At 29.5% G+C, this 19,053-nt stretch carries 21 protein-coding genes; 8 read left to right on the top strand and 13 right to left on the bottom strand.

From position 1 onward, the window contains the following. From L8X38_RS07865 to moaC, 4 genes are all read right to left on the bottom strand, one after another. A partial coding sequence (locus tag L8X38_RS07865; RefSeq protein ID WP_263661719.1) for a cache domain-containing protein occupies positions 1 to 1,017 on the bottom strand: 1,017 nt, incomplete at its 3' end. Between the two features lie 76 nt (positions 1,018 to 1,093). Further along, on the bottom strand, positions 1,094 to 2,230 hold the full coding sequence (locus L8X38_RS07860; RefSeq protein ID WP_263661718.1) for a hypothetical protein: 1,137 nt from the start codon (positions 2,228 to 2,230) through the stop codon (positions 1,094 to 1,096). Between the two features lie 12 nt (positions 2,231 to 2,242). Next, positions 2,243 to 2,506 carry a DUF493 family protein gene (locus L8X38_RS07855; protein WP_133319952.1) on the bottom strand — a complete coding sequence of 88 codons (264 nt, stop codon included), beginning with the start codon at positions 2,504 to 2,506 and terminating at the stop codon, positions 2,243 to 2,245. Next, positions 2,484 to 2,957, bottom strand: coding sequence for a cyclic pyranopterin monophosphate synthase MoaC (gene moaC, locus L8X38_RS07850; protein ID WP_133319951.1), 474 nt, complete (start codon positions 2,955 to 2,957; stop codon positions 2,484 to 2,486). Before moaC ends, L8X38_RS07855 begins: the two co-directional genes overlap by 23 nt. Before the next feature lie 87 nt (positions 2,958 to 3,044). Here moaC and L8X38_RS07845 point away from each other — a divergent pair, with 87 nt between their 5' ends. Both L8X38_RS07845 and L8X38_RS07840 read left to right on the top strand, forming a co-directional pair. Next, a complete protein-coding gene (locus L8X38_RS07845) occupies positions 3,045 to 3,206 on the top strand; it encodes a highly acidic protein (protein WP_133319950.1) in 162 nt (53 codons plus the stop codon). Between the two features lie 2 nt (positions 3,207 to 3,208). Then, positions 3,209 to 4,519 (top strand): MFS transporter, encoded by a 1,311-nt coding sequence (locus L8X38_RS07840; protein ID WP_263661717.1) that lies wholly within the window; start codon positions 3,209 to 3,211, stop codon positions 4,517 to 4,519. Here L8X38_RS07840 and L8X38_RS07835 read toward each other — a convergent pair. After that, a complete protein-coding gene (locus L8X38_RS07835) occupies positions 4,488 to 4,964 on the bottom strand; it encodes a cysteine permease (RefSeq protein WP_263659937.1) in 477 nt (158 codons plus the stop codon). The two genes, L8X38_RS07840 and L8X38_RS07835, sit on opposite strands and share 32 nt — an antisense overlap. 109 nt (positions 4,965 to 5,073) lie before the next feature. On the opposite strand from L8X38_RS07835, the gene L8X38_RS07830 reads away from it, so the two are divergent. After that, positions 5,074 to 5,457 carry a group III truncated hemoglobin gene (locus L8X38_RS07830; RefSeq protein WP_263661716.1) on the top strand — a complete coding sequence of 128 codons (384 nt, stop codon included), beginning with the start codon at positions 5,074 to 5,076 and terminating at the stop codon, positions 5,455 to 5,457. Positions 5,458 to 5,473: 16 nt separating this feature from the next. On the opposite strand, the gene L8X38_RS07825 is transcribed toward L8X38_RS07830, so the two are convergent. From L8X38_RS07825 to recA, 3 genes are all read right to left on the bottom strand, one after another. Then, positions 5,474 to 6,157, bottom strand: a complete 684-nt coding sequence (locus tag L8X38_RS07825) for an AMIN domain-containing protein (protein ID WP_133319946.1) — start codon at positions 6,155 to 6,157, stop codon at positions 5,474 to 5,476. A gap of 267 nt (positions 6,158 to 6,424) precedes the next feature. Next, positions 6,425 to 7,669, bottom strand: a complete 1,245-nt coding sequence (gene eno, locus L8X38_RS07820; RefSeq protein ID WP_220566354.1) for a phosphopyruvate hydratase — start codon at positions 7,667 to 7,669, stop codon at positions 6,425 to 6,427. Further along, complete coding sequence (gene recA, locus L8X38_RS07815; protein ID WP_087700900.1) at positions 7,669 to 8,703, bottom strand: recombinase RecA; 1,035 nt, start codon at positions 8,701 to 8,703, stop codon at positions 7,669 to 7,671. Before recA ends, eno begins: the two co-directional genes overlap by 1 nt. A 109-nt stretch (positions 8,704 to 8,812) precedes the next feature. Between recA and L8X38_RS07810 the strand changes: the two genes are divergently transcribed. Genes L8X38_RS07810 through L8X38_RS07800 form a run of 3 tightly spaced genes read left to right on the top strand, consistent with a single transcriptional unit; the run spans position 8,813 to position 10,743 of the window. Next, entirely contained in the window at positions 8,813 to 9,676 is an 864-nt protein-coding gene (locus L8X38_RS07810; protein ID WP_263661715.1) for a menaquinone biosynthesis family protein, read from the top strand. Between the two features lie 27 nt (positions 9,677 to 9,703). Then, the gene (gene fliQ, locus L8X38_RS07805) at positions 9,704 to 9,970 is read left to right on the top strand and encodes a flagellar biosynthesis protein FliQ (protein WP_012660903.1); all 267 of its coding nucleotides are present in this window, start codon (positions 9,704 to 9,706) and stop codon (positions 9,968 to 9,970) included. Next, positions 9,967 to 10,743, top strand: a complete 777-nt coding sequence (locus L8X38_RS07800) for a UDP-N-acetylmuramate dehydrogenase (RefSeq protein ID WP_263661714.1) — start codon at positions 9,967 to 9,969, stop codon at positions 10,741 to 10,743. The genes fliQ and L8X38_RS07800 overlap by 4 nt, the downstream gene beginning before the upstream one ends. Here L8X38_RS07800 and L8X38_RS07795 read toward each other — a convergent pair. From L8X38_RS07795 to topA, 5 genes are read right to left on the bottom strand one after another with little or no spacing between them, the layout of a single operon-like run. Continuing rightward, positions 10,736 to 11,386 (bottom strand): hypothetical protein, encoded by a 651-nt coding sequence (locus L8X38_RS07795; protein ID WP_263661713.1) that lies wholly within the window; start codon positions 11,384 to 11,386, stop codon positions 10,736 to 10,738. The two genes, L8X38_RS07800 and L8X38_RS07795, sit on opposite strands and share 8 nt — an antisense overlap. Continuing rightward, a complete protein-coding gene (locus tag L8X38_RS07790) occupies positions 11,386 to 12,144 on the bottom strand; it encodes a 3'(2'),5'-bisphosphate nucleotidase CysQ (protein WP_263661712.1) in 759 nt (252 codons plus the stop codon). Before L8X38_RS07790 ends, L8X38_RS07795 begins: the two co-directional genes overlap by 1 nt. 39 nt (positions 12,145 to 12,183) lie before the next feature. Further along, positions 12,184 to 13,362 carry a cation:proton antiporter gene (locus tag L8X38_RS07785; protein WP_133319939.1) on the bottom strand — a complete coding sequence of 393 codons (1,179 nt, stop codon included), beginning with the start codon at positions 13,360 to 13,362 and terminating at the stop codon, positions 12,184 to 12,186. Further along, on the bottom strand, positions 13,343 to 14,179 hold the full coding sequence (locus L8X38_RS07780) for a biotin synthase (RefSeq protein ID WP_039627786.1): 837 nt from the start codon (positions 14,177 to 14,179) through the stop codon (positions 13,343 to 13,345). Before L8X38_RS07780 ends, L8X38_RS07785 begins: the two co-directional genes overlap by 20 nt. Next, on the bottom strand, positions 14,179 to 16,263 hold the full coding sequence (topA, locus tag L8X38_RS07775) for a type I DNA topoisomerase (protein ID WP_412175445.1): 2,085 nt from the start codon (positions 16,261 to 16,263) through the stop codon (positions 14,179 to 14,181). The genes L8X38_RS07780 and topA overlap by 1 nt, the downstream gene beginning before the upstream one ends. 130 nt (positions 16,264 to 16,393) lie before the next feature. On the opposite strand from topA, the gene L8X38_RS07770 reads away from it, so the two are divergent. Both L8X38_RS07770 and L8X38_RS07765 read left to right on the top strand, forming a co-directional pair. Next, entirely contained in the window at positions 16,394 to 18,106 is a 1,713-nt protein-coding gene (locus L8X38_RS07770; RefSeq protein ID WP_263661711.1) for a motility associated factor glycosyltransferase family protein, read from the top strand. Positions 18,107 to 18,180: 74 nt separating this feature from the next. Next, positions 18,181 to 19,053, top strand: an 873-nt coding sequence (locus tag L8X38_RS07765) for a flagellin hook IN motif-containing protein (protein ID WP_318529588.1), incomplete at its 3' end; no start/stop codon positions are given.

Below are 19,053 nucleotides of genomic sequence, written 5' to 3'. Positions count from 1 at the left end.
AATAACTCCAAATTCATCATTAGTCTTAACATCTATCATAGCAGAATCTTTTGTTTTATGATTGATGAAGTCAAAGAAAGAATTGATACCTTTTTGGATTGCTTGCAAAGGGGATAGATAATAAGAGATGATGAAGTAGAGTATGATAACACTTAAGGCAACCATGATACTTACAACAATTGTTTGTATTGTTGCTGTTTTGAAAATAGGCTCATTTATAACATCAGCACTTTCGGTGCTACAAACAAGGTAAGAAGATATTTTAGCACATATACCTAGCCTTTCTTTTCCTTTTAATCCATATTCAAAGAAAGAATAATCACCATTTTGTTTGTGTGCATTTAATACCGGTCCATGATCTACCGATGGATCTAATAACTGTTTGTTTTTAGCAACAAATATCTTTCCATTTTCATCAAATAAAAAGCTATTACCAGGCATATTTTCAAAATTTTCTTGAAGCTCTTTTACTGGAATATCAACCCCAATAATTCCTACAAAATTACCATTTTTATATATAGATTTAGTATATGTTATTACATATTGATTTGTTGCTTTATCAATATAAGGAGAAGTGATGAAAATATCTTTATTTTCTTTGGCTCCAATATACCATGGTCTAGTTCTAGCATCATAGTTGATATTTTGTCCATAAATTTCGATATTTTTATTATTTTTATCACTAGTATCATTACTTACAAGATTTTCTCCATTATCTAAACTTATAAAAGCAGATAAAACTCCAGAAGCTTTTCTATATGATTTTAAAATAGAGCCAACATTATCTATCAAAGCTTGTTCGGAATTTAATTTTTCATATGGAAATTCCAAAATTGTTTTTTCCAAATTTAAAATTAAATCACTATTGTGCTTTCGAAATGTTTCTAAAGAAGTTCGAGCAACTTGTAAAATATCATTTTGCCTTTTTAGCTCATTATCATAAAGGTATGTTTTGGTAAAGTAAAAACTTAACACACCTAAAATAATCAAACTTAGTGCAGTGAAAAAATTTGCCATTAAAGACAATTTAACTTTCAAAGTGTTAAATATAATTTCCTCCGTATTTTATTTTTGTAATTTTAATTTTTAAAAATTAATTATCAATTAATATTTTTTTAATTAATTTTTTTGCTTTTTCCCACAATCTCACTCCCAATTCTTTTGCATTGTTTTTATCTAAATTTTTATATTTATGGCTTGCGAGTTTTTCGAGTTCATTTAACTCTTTAGCTAAGATATTGAGTTTGCTTTGTGCTAGCTTGCTAAAATCATCAATTTTTGGATTTTGTTTAATTTCATTAATTTTGATAAGAATTTGCTCTCTGTTTTCTTGTATTAAGCGTTTAAATTTGGCAAATAAAGTGTCAAATTTATTTTCTAATAAATCTTTAAGTATATCTTTTACGGGATTATTAAATTCTAATGATATTTTTTTAAGCATTTGGATAAATTCTTGCTCTATGTCTATAAGCTCTTTTTCTTTATTTTTTAAATCATGTTCTAAAGCGCTATATGCAAAGCTTGATTTAAATTTTTCAATCGCCAAAGAAATTCCTTCTTGTGTCCCATAAATACTTCCTATACATAAATCATAAGCAAAAGCCTTTGATTCGTTAGCAAGTTCAAAAGCAGCATTTAAAACTACTTGGGATATTTTTAAAATTCTTTCTTTTTCAAAGCTTCCTTCACAAATTGCATTAAATACAAGGTTTTTAGCGATTTCACAAGATGTAAGTTCTATGTTTTCACCTTTTTCTAAAGTTGTGATAAAAGCACTCTCGGCAGTTTCTTTTAAAAGGCCTAGTATTTCTATATCATAAAGCATTGCATCATTGATACTTATATTAAATTCATTTAAATTTAAATCTTTTAAAGTCTTTTCTAAATCAAAAAAGTTATCGCAAATTTTGTGTTTAATGGTGTTTTTTTGTTCTTCTATTTTTACTTTTAATTTGCCATATTCGTTAATATAAACAAAAAATGCTTTTTTATCTTCTTCAACTCTAGCTTTAATAATACCTTGGATTATTTTGGAAATATTTTCTTCATTTATAAGTCCAAGTTTTTCTAATACTTTAGAAAAGATAGCAAAAAGCTCTTCATTGCTAGTATTTTCAAAACTAATTTTTTTATAACTTAGATTAAAAACAAGCTCACTAATTAAGTTTGGAATTTCATTTTTTTCACAAGCTAAGAGAGAATTTTCAAAAATTATGGCTAAATTTTTCATATTTTTCCTTTTTTATAATACAAATTTCGCTTTACTTTTTAATTGATTAAAAATATTTAAACGATCATCTTTACTATCGACATAAACACTTAAAAGATAACTTTTATATGTTCCTTGTTTGCTAGTATTTGAGATTTTATATTTAAATTCTCTTTCATTGAGTATTTGGGTGAAAATTTCTAAAGCATCAACTTCAGCTTCAAAAACGACCTTATAATCCCAAAAAGTAGGGTAGTTTATAATAGGTTCTTTTTTAAGATCGCAGATATTTACCACTTTTTCCTCCTTCTTTGCTTTCTAAAACTATATCAGTAATTTGCATACTTTTATCAATAGCTTTAACCATATCATAAATAGTTAAAAGCCCAATACTAACAGCTGTTAAGCTTTCCATTTCAACCCCTGTTTTTCCTTCGCATTTTACGGTTACAAAGAGTTGAAAAGAACATTCTTCTTTGTTTTCTTCTATATGGGTTTGTACTTTTGAGATCATTAAAGGATGACACATTGGGATAAGATTTGAAGTTTGTTTAGCTCCCATGATGGCTGCTGTGATGGCAGTTTGTAAAACAGGCCCTTTTTTAGCTTTGTTTTCAATGATAGCTTCAAATGCTTCTTTACTCATGTATATTTTACCGCTTGCACAAGCTTCTCTTTGGGTAATATCTTTTTGACTTACATCTACCATTTTGGGGTGATTTTTTTCATCTAAATGCGTTAAATTCATATTTTTCCTTAAGTAAAGTTTGAAAAATTATACCAAAATGTATATTTTTATATTAAAATACTACTAAAAAATTTTAAAGGATTTGCAATGGCTTATGATGATGAAGAATTTGAAAATTATGATGATGAAATGTATGATGAAGCAGATGATGATACTTATGCAAATAATCAAAGATCATATAATTATGATGATGATGATTATGAATACGATGATGATTATAGTGATGATGATACTTATGAGATGGATTAATCGTGGGTAAAAATCTTACTAAAAAAGACATAAAAGTTTTGAGTCTTTCTTCTTTGGGAGGGACTTTAGAATTTTACGATTTTATCATTTTTGTATTTTTTGCAAGTTATATTTCTAAAAATTTTTTTCCTGAAGATTTAAGTCCATTTTGGAAAATGTTTAATACTTATGGAATTTTTGCCGCAGGATATTTAGCTAGACCACTTGGTGGTATAATCATGGCACATTTTGGCGATAAATTTGGTCGTAAAAAAATGTTTATGCTTAGTATTTTACTGATGGTTGTGCCAACTTTTATGCTTGCTTTTATACCTACTTATGAAAGCATAGGATATTTATGTATAGTATTTTTAATATTTGTAAGGATTTGTCAAGGTATAGCTATAGGTGGGGAATTACCTGGTGCTTGGGTTTTTGTTTTTGAGCATGCTCCAAATGGACAAAAACGCACTTATCTTGGATTTTTAACAGCTTCTGTAGTAGGTGGAATTTTGCTTGGAAGTTTTGTATTTTTAATGATGAATAAGTTTTTTACACAAGAAGAACTTTATGAATGGGCCTGGAGAATTCCATTTTTCTTAGGAGGAATTTTTGGGATTATTTCTGCTTATTTGCGTAAATTTTTACAAGAAACACCTGTTTTTGAACAAATGAAAAAAGATAAGGCTTTAGAAAAATTCCCTCTAAAAGAAGTATTTAAAAAAGCTAAGCTGGGCGTTGTACTTTCTATGTTGATAACTTGGGTTTTGACGGCTTGTATTGTTGTGATGATTTTAACTATACCTTCTTTTATGGCAAAAATGTTAAATATTGATGCAAGCTTTCAAACTTACATACAAATGTTTGGTATAGTTTTGCTTGTAATTGGTTGTATATTAAGTGGAATTTTGGCTGATAAAATAGGTATAGTAAAAGCTTGTATGATTTTTTCGCTAGGATTTTTCTTAACTTGTTTATTTTATTTTAACGCTCTTTATACTAAAACACCTGATTTTAATTTAGTGAGTGTGTACTATTTAAGCGCTTGCTTTTTTACCGGAGTGATGAATTTTTGTCCTTTGATGATGAGTGAGGTATTTGATGCTAAGGTTAAATTTTCAGGGCTTAGTTTTTCTTATAATATAGCTTATGCAATAGCTGGTGGGTTTACTCCGCAACTTGCTTTATTTTTACACACTATTGCTTTGGGAAATTTAGAAAATATTGTTCGTTTTTCTTTAGGATTTTATATGTTTACTATGGCTATAATTTCGCTTGCTTGTGCTTTGATATTTAAATATCTTAGTAATACCCAACGCACATACTCTCAGTGATTTTAATGCGTTTTTCCAAAGGAGTAGGACTGAAAAAATGGCATTTTTCGATATAAATATTATAACTATAATCTAAATTTAAAAAATCATAAAATGCCTTTAAATTTACAAATTTAACCCCACAAACTTCTTTTATATCTAAGATTTTATAAATTTGAGAATTATTTTTTTCTACCAAATGTGATGGAGCTAAAGTAGTAAATGAGCAAAAGGCACTTGCTAATACAAAGCCACTTAGATTTTCACATTTTTGTATAAGATGTTGGTGTTTTTGTAAAATACTTTTTTTATGTAAAAATACCACTCTTGTGCCTTGATAGCGTGCTGCCTGAACATTTTTCCAAAATTTATAAGCATTTTTAGAAATATTTGCTAATTGGTGTAATTGTATATTTAAAATATAATTATCCAAGAATTGATTGGGTGGTAAAATAGTATAAGTCATATTTTTTCTTTAAATTTGTTTTTATGATTATACTAAAAATTGACTTTTGTTTATATTTTTAATTTCTAAATTTAATACAATAAGCCAAAATTATTTTTTAAGGAAAAGTATGAAATTTGAAACTATTAATCATGAGGGTATAAAAAAACTTATGGATGTTTTTTATGCAAAAGTTAGAATAGACAAGGATTTAGGGCCTATTTTTAATGAAAAAATTGGTATAGATGATGAGAGTTGGAAAAAACACAAAGAAAAAATAGCAAGTTTTTGGGCAGGGATGTTTTTAGGTGATCCAAGTTATAGCGGTTCTCCTTTGAGAGTTCATCATGAATTACCTTCATTTCCAAGAGAATTTTTTGATGTTTGGCTTAATCTGTTTGATGAGAGTTTGCAAGAAGTTTTTGAAGATGAACCAAGAAGTATTGTTATAGAAAGAGCTAAAATGATAGCTCAAAGATTTCAAATGATTATTTATGATCACAGATTTGCTTAAGAGTTTTTAAAAACTCTTAGCGATAGTTAAAGGTATGTAAATTTTCACCTTGAGAGTATTTATAACTATATTTTCCATCAAGATAAATTACCAAACGATAATATCCTTTATGTGATCCAAATACAACTTTTCTAACATGAGCAGTATTAACTTGTAAAGTTTTTGTATTGAAATTTTGCTTTTTAGCAAAATCTATAATGATTTTAGTTGGATCTCCTATAGATAAATGTCTTAGCATTCTATCTTCGGTTTTGATATTAATCTTATTGTTATAAAAGCTAATAGAAATAAAATTATAAATATTTCCACTAAAAATTGGTGTTTCAATGTTTAAAGTGGTATTGTTTTCTTCTGTTTTAGTGTTTTTTACCCCTTGTTCTTGTGGCACAGTAACAGATACATCAAGTATAGGTGTGGCATTTGGACTTTTGGCTTTTATAAATGAGTAAGTATCATGCCAATTGATACTTTTGTATATATCTAGAGTAGTTTGCTCTTCAGAGCCATCAAGATTAATATAAGTAATAGTAATATTTTTTAAAATTCTTGCATCAGAATTAAAAGTAAAATCCTGTCTTTGAAAAGGACTAAGTTTTACAAACTCGGTGTTTTGTTGTTCTGAGTTATTGTCAAAAGGATTATCTTTTGCATTTAAAAATACACAGGATAATAAAAATAGTAAAAAAAATTTAATTCTCATGCGAATTTTCTCCTTTAAGTCTTAAAAGCTGTAAGTATTCTTTTTGAGCTTGGGCATTTTTAGTTTTTAAGGTTATTATGTTTTTCTCTAAAATTTTTTGCTCCTCTTTAAGCGATAATAAAACATCTAAAGAGGATTTGCCAAAAAACATATTACCAAAATACATAGCAACAATAATAGCTACAAATGATAATGCAATAGTTTTTATTAGATGATGACGAGCCTCTTTCTTTTTAGAATGCTCATCATACTCTTTTAATAAATCACTCAGAGTTTATCTCCTAAATACTCATCATTATCAAGTTCGATTTCTAACAAACGATTATATTTAGCTGTTCTTTCACCTCTTGCTAGAGCTCCTGTTTTGATTTGTCCTGTATTAAGCGCTACTGCAAAATCAGCTATAAAAGCATCTTCGCTTTCCCCGCTTCTATGACTCATAATACATCTGTAATTATTTCTATGAGCTAGTCTTACTGTTCTCATAGTTTGAGTGATTGTTCCGATTTGATTAGGCTTAATCAATACAGCATTTGCCATATTTTTCATGATACCTTCTCTTAAAATATCTTCATTAGTTACAAACAAATCATCACCCACAAGTTGAATTTTATTGCCAAGCTTTTGAGTGAGTTTAATCCAACCTTCATAATCATCTTCAGCTAAACCATCTTCAATACTAAAAATAGGATATTTAGCGCATAATTCTTCATAGCGAGCAATCAAGTCTTCACTTGAGAAAACTTTACCTTCTAAATGGTATTTACCATCTTTATAAAGCTCACTACTTGCTACATCTAGTGCTAGTTTGATTTTATTTTCATAGCCTGCTTTTTTAATACAAGTCATTAAAAGATCAAGAGGTTCAGTGTTGTTTGCTAAATTTGGCGCAAAACCACCCTCATCGCCTAAAGCAGTAGAGTGACCTAGATTAGCTAATTCTTTTTTTAATACTGCATAAATTTCACAAACTGATCTTAATGCTTCTTTAAAGCTTGAAAAACCAAAAGGCATAATCATAAATTCTTGAAAATCTACGCTATTGTTTGCATGCGCACCACCGTTGATGATATTGCACATTGGCACAGGCAATACGCTTGCATTTGCTCCACCTAAGTAACGATATAAAGGCACTCCAAGTGCATTAGCAGCAGCGCGTGCTGTTGCCATAGAAATTCCTAAAGTTGCATTTGCTCCTAGATTAGAGTAGTTTTTTGTCCCATCAAGTTCTAAAAGGGTATTATCTAGTTGGGTTTGATTAAATGCATCAAGCCCTATAATATTTTCAGCTATGGTGCCATTGATGTTTTCAATGGCTTTTAAAACACCTTTTCCGCCAAATCTTTCATCATTATCTCTTAATTCTAAAGCTTCTTTTTTTCCTGTGCTTGCACCACTTGGAACGATAGCACTACCCACACTGCCATCGCTTAGCATGATTTCAGCTTTAATGGTAGGATTGCCTCTACTATCTAAAACTTCAAAAGCTCTTAAATCTTCAATAATCAACATTATTCTTCTCCTTCATCGTCTTCTTTTGCGCCCAAAATCATACTATCTATACCGATTGAGTTTTGTATAGCTTGAGTAATTTCATCTGCAATAGCTGGATTTTCTTTTAAAAAGGCTTTAGCATTTTCTCTACCTTGACCAAGTTTAGAAGCCTTGTAAGAAAACCATGCACCACTTTTATCAATAATATCAAGTTTTACACCATAATCTATTAGCTCGCCTTCACGACTTACACCCTCACCAAACATCACATCAAATTCAGCTTGTTTAAAAGGAGGGGCTACTTTGTTTTTAGCCACTTTTACTTTAACGCGGTTTCCAATAGGCTCATCATTTTGTTTTAAGGTGGCTGTTTTTCTTACATCTAAACGCACTGAAGCATAAAATTTTAAAGCATTTCCGCCAGTAGTTGTTTCAGGAGTGCCATAGCCCATCATGCCTATTTTCATACGAATTTGATTGATGAAAATTACAGTAGTGTTCATTTTATGAACGATACCGGTTAATTTTCTTAAAGCTTGGCTCATTAATCTTGCTTGAAGACCTACATGTTGATCTCCCATATCACCTTCGATTTCTGCTTTTGGAGTAAGTGCAGCAACGCTATCTACCACTATTAGATCAATGGCTCCACTTCTTGCTATAGTTTCAACGATTTCTAAGGCTTGTTCTCCAAAATCTGGTTGAGAGATGTAAAGATTTTCTGTATCAACACCTAAATTTTTTGCATATCTTACATCAAGAGCGTGTTCAGCATCAATAAACGCACAAACTCCACCTTTTTTTTGACATTCTGCTATGATGTGTAAGGTAAGTGTAGTTTTACCTGAACTTTCAGGTCCATAAATTTCTATAATTCTTCCTTTTGGAACCCCGCCAATTCCTAAAGCTAAATCAAGTCCAACAGAACCTGTAGGAATAGAATCAATTTTTTCAACTTCTTTATCGCCAAGTCTTAAAATAGTACCTTTTCCAAAGGTTTTATCAAGACTTTTTAAGGCTGCATCAAGTGATTTTCTTTTATTATCATCCATGCTTGTTAATCCTTTTATAATATGTTTAAAATTGTATCAAAAAGAAATTTAATATAAGTTTTTATTTTGAATTTTGCTAAAATACTTTTTTAGATTTTTAAGGAAAAAAATGAATAAAAAAATTAGCGTAGCACACTCTCCTGATGCTGATGATATTTTTATGTATATGGCGATTAAATTTGGTTGGGTTGGAAATGCTTATGAGTATGAAAATACAGCCTTGGATATACAAACTTTAAATGAACTTGCATTGGAAAATATATACGATGTTAGTGCGATATCTTTTGCACTCTATCCTTTAATAGCTAGTGAATATGCTTTATTAAAAACTGCTGTGAGTTTTGGTGAGGGTTATGGGCCAAAGCTTATTAAGAAAAAGAATAAAAAATTAAAGCTAAATTTTAAAGTTGCTTTAAGTGGAGCACACACTACTAATGCTTTAATCTTTCGCATAAAATATCCACAAGCTAGAATAATTTATAAGAATTTTTTAGAGATTGAAAAGGCTGTTTTAGAAGATGAAGTTGATGCGGGAGTGCTTATACATGAGAGCATTTTAGAATTTGATTCTAGTTTGTGTGTTGAGGCTGAACTTTGGGATATTTGGCAAGAATTAGCAAAAAATGATTTACCTTTACCTTTAGGTGGTATGGCCCTTAGAAGATCTTTACCGCTTAGTGATGCAATAGCAGTTGAAAAAGATTTGATTAAAGCAGTAGAAGTGGCCGATCATAATAGAAAAATCTTAGCCTCCATGCTTTTAGAGCGTAATTTAATACGCGTTGATGCACAAAAACTTGATGTGTATTTAAATTTATATGCAAATAAAAACTCTATTAATATGAATGATAAACAATACAATGCCATAGATAAGCTTTTTGAGCTTGGATATAATCATGGATTTTATGAGAAGTTAATAAAAAGTAAAGATTATCTTATCCCTAGTGAGTATGAAGAATTTAGAAATTCTTGATAGAATTTAAATTTTTAAGGAGTAAATATGGAAAGTACTTTAGTAGCCTTGGGTGTACAAACTTTTAAAATCACACTTATGCTTTCTTTACCTATGCTTTTAGCAGGGCTTATTGCAGGGCTTATTATAAGTATTTTTCAAGCTGTAACGCAAATTAACGAAGCCACGCTTTCTTTTGTGCCAAAAATTTTACTTGTTGTTGTGGTAATAGTATTTTTAATGCCTTGGATGATAAGTTCTATGATTGATTTTACAACTAATATTTTAAATCAAATTCCAAGCTTTATTAGATGATTATTGATTTTTCTAAGTATTCTTCTGTGCGTATAGGTGAGAGCTTTGAAGTGCAAATACTTGAAGAGCCTTGCGAATTTGATGGTTTTTTAATAGGTGGGGCAAATAATCTTTTAATCTCTCCAAAACCCAAAAAACTTGGAATTTTAGGGAAAAGTTTTGATTATATTAAAATTTTAGAGCAAAATGAAAAAGGTATGTTTTTAGAGATAGGCTCTAGCGTGAAATCTTTTAAAATATATCATTTTGCTAAAGAAAATAACTTAAAAGGTTTTGAGTTTTTAAGAAATATCCCAGGGACTTTGGGCGGTATTTTAAAAATGAATGCAGGATTAAAAGATGAGGATATTAGCAAAAATTTAATTAGTATTTGCACTTTTAATCAAGAAATTTTAAAACAAAATATTGCTTTTGCTTATAGGTTTAATCCTATTAAAGAAGTGATGTTTAGCGCGAAGTTTTTTTTAGAATATGGATTTGACTCAGTTAAAGATGAGCTTTTAAAAAATGCAAGAAAAAATCAACCAAAAGGTGCTAGCTTTGGCTCTATTTTTAAAAATCCCAAAAACGATCATGCAGGAAGGTTGATAGAAGCAGTTAATCTTAAAGGTTTTAGCAAAAATGATGCGATGTTTAGCAATGAACATGCAAATTTTTTAATCAATAAAAAACATGCTAGTTTTGATGATGCTTTATTTTTGATAGAGCTTGCTAAAAAAAGAGTTTTTGAAGAATTTGGGATTGTTTTAGAAGAAGAAGTGGTAATTATATAGTATTTTTAATATCTTCATAAACAATTTTAGCTATTTCTTGAACTAATTCTTGATAAGATTTATTTTTATCATTTGTGCTAAATTGAGTATTGATAGTAAGGATTTTATGATCTTTTAGTTTTTTTGTTTTGGCATTAAAAAGTTTGTATTCTATGTCGGCTTTGACTTCAAAATTGGAAAAAAGCAAGAAATTTTGTTGGCTTGCTTGAATGCTTTTTAAATCTAGCAAAATAATAAAATCAGCCTTTTTGAAACGATTAAATTCTAAAAACTCACTTGCATCGATGAAATTTTTATTTGTTTGTAAGATATTTTGGCTATTGATATAAGTTTGATTTTCTTTTTGACTAAGTAAGACAAAATTATTTTGCTCATTTAAAATAGCACTTAATGCTTTTAGTGTGTCTTTTGCCATGCTTTTAGCATCGATTTTTAAATTTGAAAAATAAAAATTATATTCTTTTTCATAGCTTGGCACTAAAGCTAAGGTGCTAATGTGTGAGAGTTTATCATAATTTATATCTTGATCAAGATTGATGATATTAAAATCATCATTATTTTGTAATTTGATGATTTTTTTATTTGCAAAAGAATTAGCATAAATAGCACTTAAAAAACACAAAAACACCAAAAAAAATCTCACTAAAAACCTTTTAATTTAAATTCATTCTTAGCAAAAGCTATAAAACTTGGAAGTTTAAAATCAGGACTATTGTAGTTTAAGGCCTTTTTATCAAAATCGTATAAAATTCCACCATTTTGTTTGACTAAAAAATCTCCTGCAGCTATATCCCAAGCTTTTGGGCCACCAAAACGCGGGTAAATTCCAGCTTTTGCTTCAAGTAAATATACAAACTTTAAAGCAGATGAAACCTTAATGCCTTCAAGATGATTTTGAATAAAAAAATCTTCATTATTATCATGATTTTTAGAGTAAAGGGCTATATTTTTAACCTTTTCGTATTGCTCTAGACTAAGATTTAAAATTTCATTATTTTTATAAACTTTAGTATGGGTATGTGCATAATAAAATGCATTATTTTCCACATCGCCTATAAGCGAAAGCACAGGAGTGTTTTTATGGATTAATGCGATTAAAACACAATATTCTTTATCTTTTTTAGTATAAGATTTAGTGCCATCAAGAGGATCTATTAGCCAAAAATACTCTAAATTTTTTCTTTCTTCATAAGAAAGTATATTTTCTTCAGAGCATATAGCTATATCGCTTGAAGCTAAAATTTCACTAATGGCTTCATTAGATTTTATATCAGCTAAACCTACTGGGGAATCATCATCTTTAAGCCATAAGGTATTTTTGTCTTTATATTCAAGCAATACCTTAGAGGCTTCCTTGCCTGCTTTTAAGGCTAATTCTAAAAGTGTGTCTAAATTTTTCATAAGAAAATTATAGCGAGTGAAAATAAATACTTAGTAGAGTTATTTTCTACTAAGATTATTGATAAATTTTATTAAGCTAATAGCTAAAATTGCTTCAAGTAAAGCAGTAAGCACTAATCCTGAGTATATATCTTGAGTGATAATATTAGTTTGATAAGAAAGCGTAGCTACTGCGATAAGTAAGGTTAGTGGCATAGAATGGCTTAAGCCAAATAAAAAGGTATTTTTTAAACCAAGTATTTTTACAAAAGTCATAGCACAAAGTATTCTTAGTCCTATCATAAAGATAGTTAGTGAAAAAGCTATGATTAAAACTTGAGGGTTTAAAAGCATTTGGAGTTTAAAGCTTGAACCTATATAAATGAAAAATATAGGGATTAAAAAGCCATAACCAAAACTAGAAAGTTTATGCTCTAAGTCTTTTTTATGATCAAAAAAAGTAGCTATAAATGAACCAGCTATAAAAGCTCCAAGTGCAACTTCAAGTTTAAAATAAATCATAATCGCAACTATGGCTATGAAAATTGCCATGCAAAATCTTATATCTTTTTCATTTTGATCTTGCCAAGGCATGAGTATAGTTTTAAGTTGTGGATACCACCAAAAAAGCACTTCTAAAAATTTAAATCCAAAAATACAAAGTGCTAAAAATCCCACTAGGTATAATAAATTTTGAGTGAGTGAGAAAAGATCAGCACCTTTTCCCAAAAATGCTGCAGCTATGGTAAGTAAAACTATGCTCACAACTTCAGCTAAAGTGGCTACCACCATGGATACATTAAGCCATTCACAGTTTTTGCCAAAGTCTCTATAAAGCGTTGAGAGCAAACCCACGCTCATAACAGGTATGATAATGACAAAAATATAAGAAATATCTATACTTTCAACCGCTAAAACACTAAAAACATATAAAAGTATGATGTAAATAAAAGCTTTATTAAGTAAGCTTCTTTCGGTTTTTAAAAAGGTTTTAAGATTGATTTCCATCCCTGCTATAAACATAAGATAGTAAAATCCTGCATTAGCCAAAAGCTTAAAATTCTCACTTTCTCCTATAAAACCTAAAAATCCTATAAAAGAGCCAAGCATAATTTCAGTGGCTGAAAGTGGGAGTTTTAAAAATTTAGCAATATAAGGTGATGTAAGCAAACATCCTGCTACGACTAATAAAATTTTTAAATCCGTAGCAGCTTGAGCATCAATGGCATGAGCTAGCAAAGCTAAATCCCATTTGTTTTAGTTTTTGTATATCTTTGCTAGGTTCTTCGCCTTTAGTTGTAAGATAATCACCTACTACTATAGCACTAGCTCCTGCGTCAAAAATTTCATATTGTCTTTCTTTTAGAACTACTTCTCTACCACCTGCTACCATGATATGTGCATTTGGTAAGTCTTTTTTAGTGTCTTTGATGATATTTAACGCCTCGTCAGCATTTAATAAGTTTTGCTTGAGCTTTAAATTTTCATTTGGTATGAAAAAATTAATAGGCGAGGAAAAAGGATCAAGCTCTTTTAAACTTGTTCTAAAACTTTTTCTATCAGCTTCGCTTTCTCCAAGACCATAAATTCCGCCACAACAAAGCATTAAACCTGCTTCTTTAGCATAAAGATTAGTTTGAAATCTTTGCTCCCAAGTATGCGTAGAGCATATGTTTGGAAAAAATTCTTTAGAAGTTTCTAGATTATGATTATAAGAAAAAATTCCTGCTTTTTTTAATTCTTTGAGTTGTTCTAAATTTGCTATGCCATTGCAAGCTATGAGTAAAAGTCCTTCTACTTCTTTTTGCACCGCATGAGCTACTTTGCACACATACTCAAGTTTTTCATCATCAAGTCCAGCACCTGCTGTAACTAAACAAAAACCTAAAGCCTCGTTTTTCTTAGCTATTTTAGCTTCTAAAACAATTTGATCTATATCTTTTCTTTTGTATTTGTTGATATTAGTTTTTACATGAGCGCTTTGAGTGCAGTATTTACAATCTTCCCCGCACCCTCCACTTGCTATATTAGATATAGCACAAAGCATGATTTGCATTAAATTTCCTTTTTGATTTTGCATTTTAAGCACTCTAAAAATGTGCCTTTTTTAAGCTCTTTGATAATCAAAGTTTCGCTACATTTGCTACATTTTTCTTCACTTGGTTTGTATTTGCTTATATAGTTGCATTTTGGATAAGCACTACATCCATAAAATTTACCACGCTTAGAAAAACGCTCCACGATCTCGCCTTCTTGACAGCTTGGGCATTTCACGCCTATGGTATTGAGTTTTTTCTCGCTTTTTTCTTCATTTTGTGTTTCTTGTTTTAAATTTCTTGAGTATTTACATTTTGGAAAATTTAAACAAGCTATAAATTCTCCATATCTTCCTTTTCTTATAGCAAGCTCTCCACCGCAATCAGGGCAGGTTTCATCTAGCTTTGTGAAAGTTTTTTGGCTTTTTATGTTTTTTTTACCTTCATCAATTTTTCTCATAAAAGGAAAATAAAACTCTCTTAAAACTTCTTGCCAGTCCATTTTGCCTTCTGCAATGATATCAAGTTTATCTTCCATTTTAGAAGTAAAATCACTATCTACTATATCGCTAAAGTTTTGTTCTAAAACTTCTGTTACAACAAAGGCTATTTCATTAGGTATGATTTGCTTTTTATCTATACGCACATATTCTCTTGCACTAAGTAAAGAGATGGTTGGAGCATAAGTAGAAGGGCGTCCTATGCCAAGATTTTCTAACTTTTTAACAAGTCCAGCTTCAGAGTATCTTGAAGGTGGCTCGGTAAAATGCGAGTTTAATTCTATATTTTGTATATTTAGTATATCTTCTAGTTTTAAATTAGGTAAAATTTTATCTTTATCCATATCTCCATATACTTTATAATGCCCATCAAATAAAATTTTTCTACCGCTTATTTTAAAACTTGCTTCATTTGATTTTGCATAGACATTTTGAGTTTGAGATATAGCAGGATTCATTTGTGAAGCTAAAAAGCGATTATATATTAAAGTATATAATCTTGCTTCATCTTTTTCTAAAAATTCACTTGCAAGTTTTGGCGTAAAGCTAAGATTAGTCGGTCTTATAGCTTCATGTGCTTCTTGAGCGCCTTTGCTTTTAGTGGTATAAATATTTGCTTTGTTTGGTAGGTATTCTTTGCCAAAATCATTTTTGATGAGTTTTCTTACTTCTTCTAAAGCTTCTTTTGCGATGTTTAAGCTGTCAGTTCTCATATAAGTGATCACACCCATAATACCTTGATGGGTTTTTACACCCTCGTAAAGTTTTTGGGCAATCATCATGGTTTTTTTAGGATTAAAACCTAGGCGATTGCTCGCGCTTTGTTGCAGGGTTGAGGTCATAAAAGGTGCTTGTGGAGCTATTTTTCTATCTTTACTTTCTATATCTTTTATTTTAAAGTTAGCATTTTTGCAAGCTTCAAAGATGAGTTTGGCTCTATCTTCGTTAGTTAGACTTAGTTTTTCTATCTTTTGATTTTGAAATTCGACTAATTCAGCTTGCAAGTCTTTTTCAAAAATCATATCTATACTAAAGTATTTTAAAGGAGTAAAAGCTTTTATTTCTCTTTCCCTATCGACGATGATTTTTAAAGCCGCACTTTGCACACGCCCTGCACTTAAGCCTTTTTGGATTTTTTGATTTAGTAAAGGACTTAATTTATAGCCTACTATACGATCAAGTAAGCGTCTAGTTTGTTGAGCATTGACACTATTTACATTTAAAGATCTTGGGTTTTTTAAAGCATTTTCTATAGCGCTTTTAGTAATCTCATGAAAAACTATGCGTGGCAGGGAATTTTCATCTTTATTAATAGCCTTAGCTATATGATAAGCTATGGCTTCACCCTCACGATCCTCATCGGTTGCAAGGTAGATGGTTTTAGCTTTTTTAGCCTTTTCTTTGAGTTCTTTTACTAAACTTGAATGATCATTTGAAATTCTATATTCTGGTTTAAAATTTTCATCTTCTATTTTTATACCAAAGCTAGTTTTAGGTAAATCTCTAATGTGGCCTTTAGAAGCTATTACCTCATAGTCTTTACCTAGAAAATTACCTATGGTTTTAGCTTTAGCAGGTGATTCTACTATGATTAAATTTTTCATTATTTTCCTTATAAGGATTAAAATTAGTAAAAGTGTATAAAAAAAAGTTAAATTTTTTGCTTAGATGGATTTTTAAATAAAATGCAATTAATGATATAATTTTTTATAATTTAATTTCATAGGATATAAAATGTTTTTGCAAAAAAACTTACAAGCTTTAGAATTTACCAATAAACCATTACAAGAAAAAATTCTATCTTTAAAAGAAGAATTTATCGACATCTTTCCAAGTCAAACACCCTTTGTGCCTTCAAAAGATGATTTAATAAAACCTAATATATTTTTTTGCGGTATAGGAGATGGACTTTTTTTAAAAAAGCTTATCAATAAACATATTTTTATTTTTGATAAAGCAGAATTTTTTGCTAATGTTTTAAGCAAGATGGATTTGAGTCAAGAGCTTTCAAGCGGAAAAATATATCTTTGTGATGTAGAAGAGAAAAGATTAGAAGAGTATCTTGTTTTGCTTTTTTCACAAAAAGATTGTTTTGAGTATTTAGGGCTTTTTAAACTTTTGCCTTATAGTGAATTTTATAACAATAGTCCTATGTTTGATTTTGTGTATCAAAAGTGCTTAGATGTTATTTATAGAGTTGTCCTAAATATAGATACGAGCTTTACCATGGATGCTAAAATTTATAAACAATTTTTATCTAATATACCTTTAGTCTTAAAAAATACTCCTTTTCAAAGATTTATTTATGAAAATAAAGGAAGAAATAAAAGTGTTATTGTAGTGTGTGCAGGTCCTTCTTTAAATAAACAACTTAAGCTTTTAAAAACATATCAAGATGATTATGTGATATTTGCTTTAGATGCTACTTACAAAACTTTACTTAAGAATGAAATTTATCCTGATTTTGTTTTTACTATGGATATACAGGAAAAATGTAAATGTTTTTACGAGGATTTACCTTTAAATCCCAAAGAACCTATTTTTGTACTTAGTGGAAATATAAATAAAGAATTGATATTAATTTTAAAAGATAAAAAACAAAAAATTTATATTCTACAAAATTTAGATTACCAGCAAAAATTTAATTTAAATGATTTTGGCTATTTGGATATAGGTATCAATGTAGCTCATTTTGCTTATAATTTTGCTATAGCTTTGGGATTTACTAATGTAATCATGATAGGACAGGATTTGGCTTTTAGTGATGATGGGAAGTCACATGCTAACCCAGAAGTTTTTACATTTCATAATGTAGAAGAAGCTGAACACAAAGCAGAAAAACTTCGAGTGTTAGCTTATAATAAACAAGGATTTGTTCAAACAAATATAGGTTGGGATGAATTTAGAAAAAGATTGGAAGTTTTATTTTTATCTCATCCTAATGTTAAGTTTTATAATGCCACAGAAGGCGGAGCTTTTATAGATTATACCATAGAGATGCCTTTTGAAAAGGTTTTAGCACTATATAAAGATAACAAACAAGATTATGTATTTCCAAATGTTTTAAGTATCAATAGACAAGAAAAATTATTAAAAAAATCTTTGGAAATTTTACAAAAAGATTATTTAGAGTTAAATGCTTTACATCAAAAAGCAAAAGATCTTTTAGTAATTTTGCAAAATCAAAATGCAGTTTTTGATGAGCAAGTATCAAAGTTTATTTTTGATTTTAATGGTTTATTGGATAATGCGAAAATTTTACAAAGTTTTATGTATAAACCATTATTTTATCATAGGGGCTTTTTTAATGTGAGTTTATATCAAGAGTCTCAAAATGCTTTATCAAGTTATGCAGATTTTTTAAAAATATTTTTAGAATTTACAGCATTAAGTCTAGCAAGTATGGAAAATTCTATAAATGAATATAAAAATATCTTAAAAGTATAAATTTTTTTATCATTTTTTCGATATAGCTTAAACAACTGCATGGAAGCGGTTGAATTTATTTAAAAGGATTTAAAATGGGATTTCGTATAAATACTAATGTGGCATCTTTAAATGCTCAAAACAACGCAAATTTAAACTCAAGAGCATTAGATAACTCTCTAAGCAGATTAAGCTCAGGTCTTAGAATCAATTCCGCAGCAGATGATGCTTCAGGTATGGCTATAGCAGATAGCTTAAGATCACAAGCTAATACTTTGGGTCAAGCTATAAGCAATGGTAATGATGCTTTAGGTATTTTACAAACAGCTGATAAGGCTATGGATGAGCAGCTTAAAATCTTAGATACTATCAAAGTAAAAGCTACTCAAGCAGCACAAGATGGGCAAACTACTAAAACAAGAAATATGCTTCAAGCTGATATTAATCGTTTGATGGAGCAACTTGATAATATTGCAAATCAAACTTCATTTAACGGAAAGCAGTTATTAAGTGGTGGTTTTGTAAATCAAGAATTCCAAGTAGGTGCACAGTCAAATCAATCTATCAAAGCAAGTATTGGTTCAACTCAAAGCTCTAAAATAGGTGTAACTAGATTTGAAACAGGCTCACAAGCTAAAGATAGCGGTATAGCTCAACTTACTATTAAAAACTATAATGGTATAGATGATTTTAAATTCCAACCTGTAGTGATTTCTACTTCAGTAGGAACAGGTATGGGAGCTTTAGCTGAAGAGATTAATAGAGTTTCTGATATTACAGGTGTTAGAGCAAATTTCTTAGTTGAAACTACAGGTGTTGGTAATATTAAAGCAGGCAAAACTGATCAAAATTTTGCTATTAATGGGGTAAAAATTGGTGAGGTTGAGTATAAAGATGGTGATGAAAATGGAGCCTTGATTTCAGCAATTAACTCAGTTAAAGATACTACAGGAGTAGAAGCTTCTAAG

It is taken from the genome of Campylobacter sp. CNRCH_2014_2452, from assembly GCF_025772865.1.
Classification (GTDB): domain Bacteria; phylum Campylobacterota; class Campylobacteria; order Campylobacterales; family Campylobacteraceae; genus Campylobacter_D; species Campylobacter_D lari_D.
This window is presented reverse-complemented; position numbering and strand designations above follow the sequence as displayed.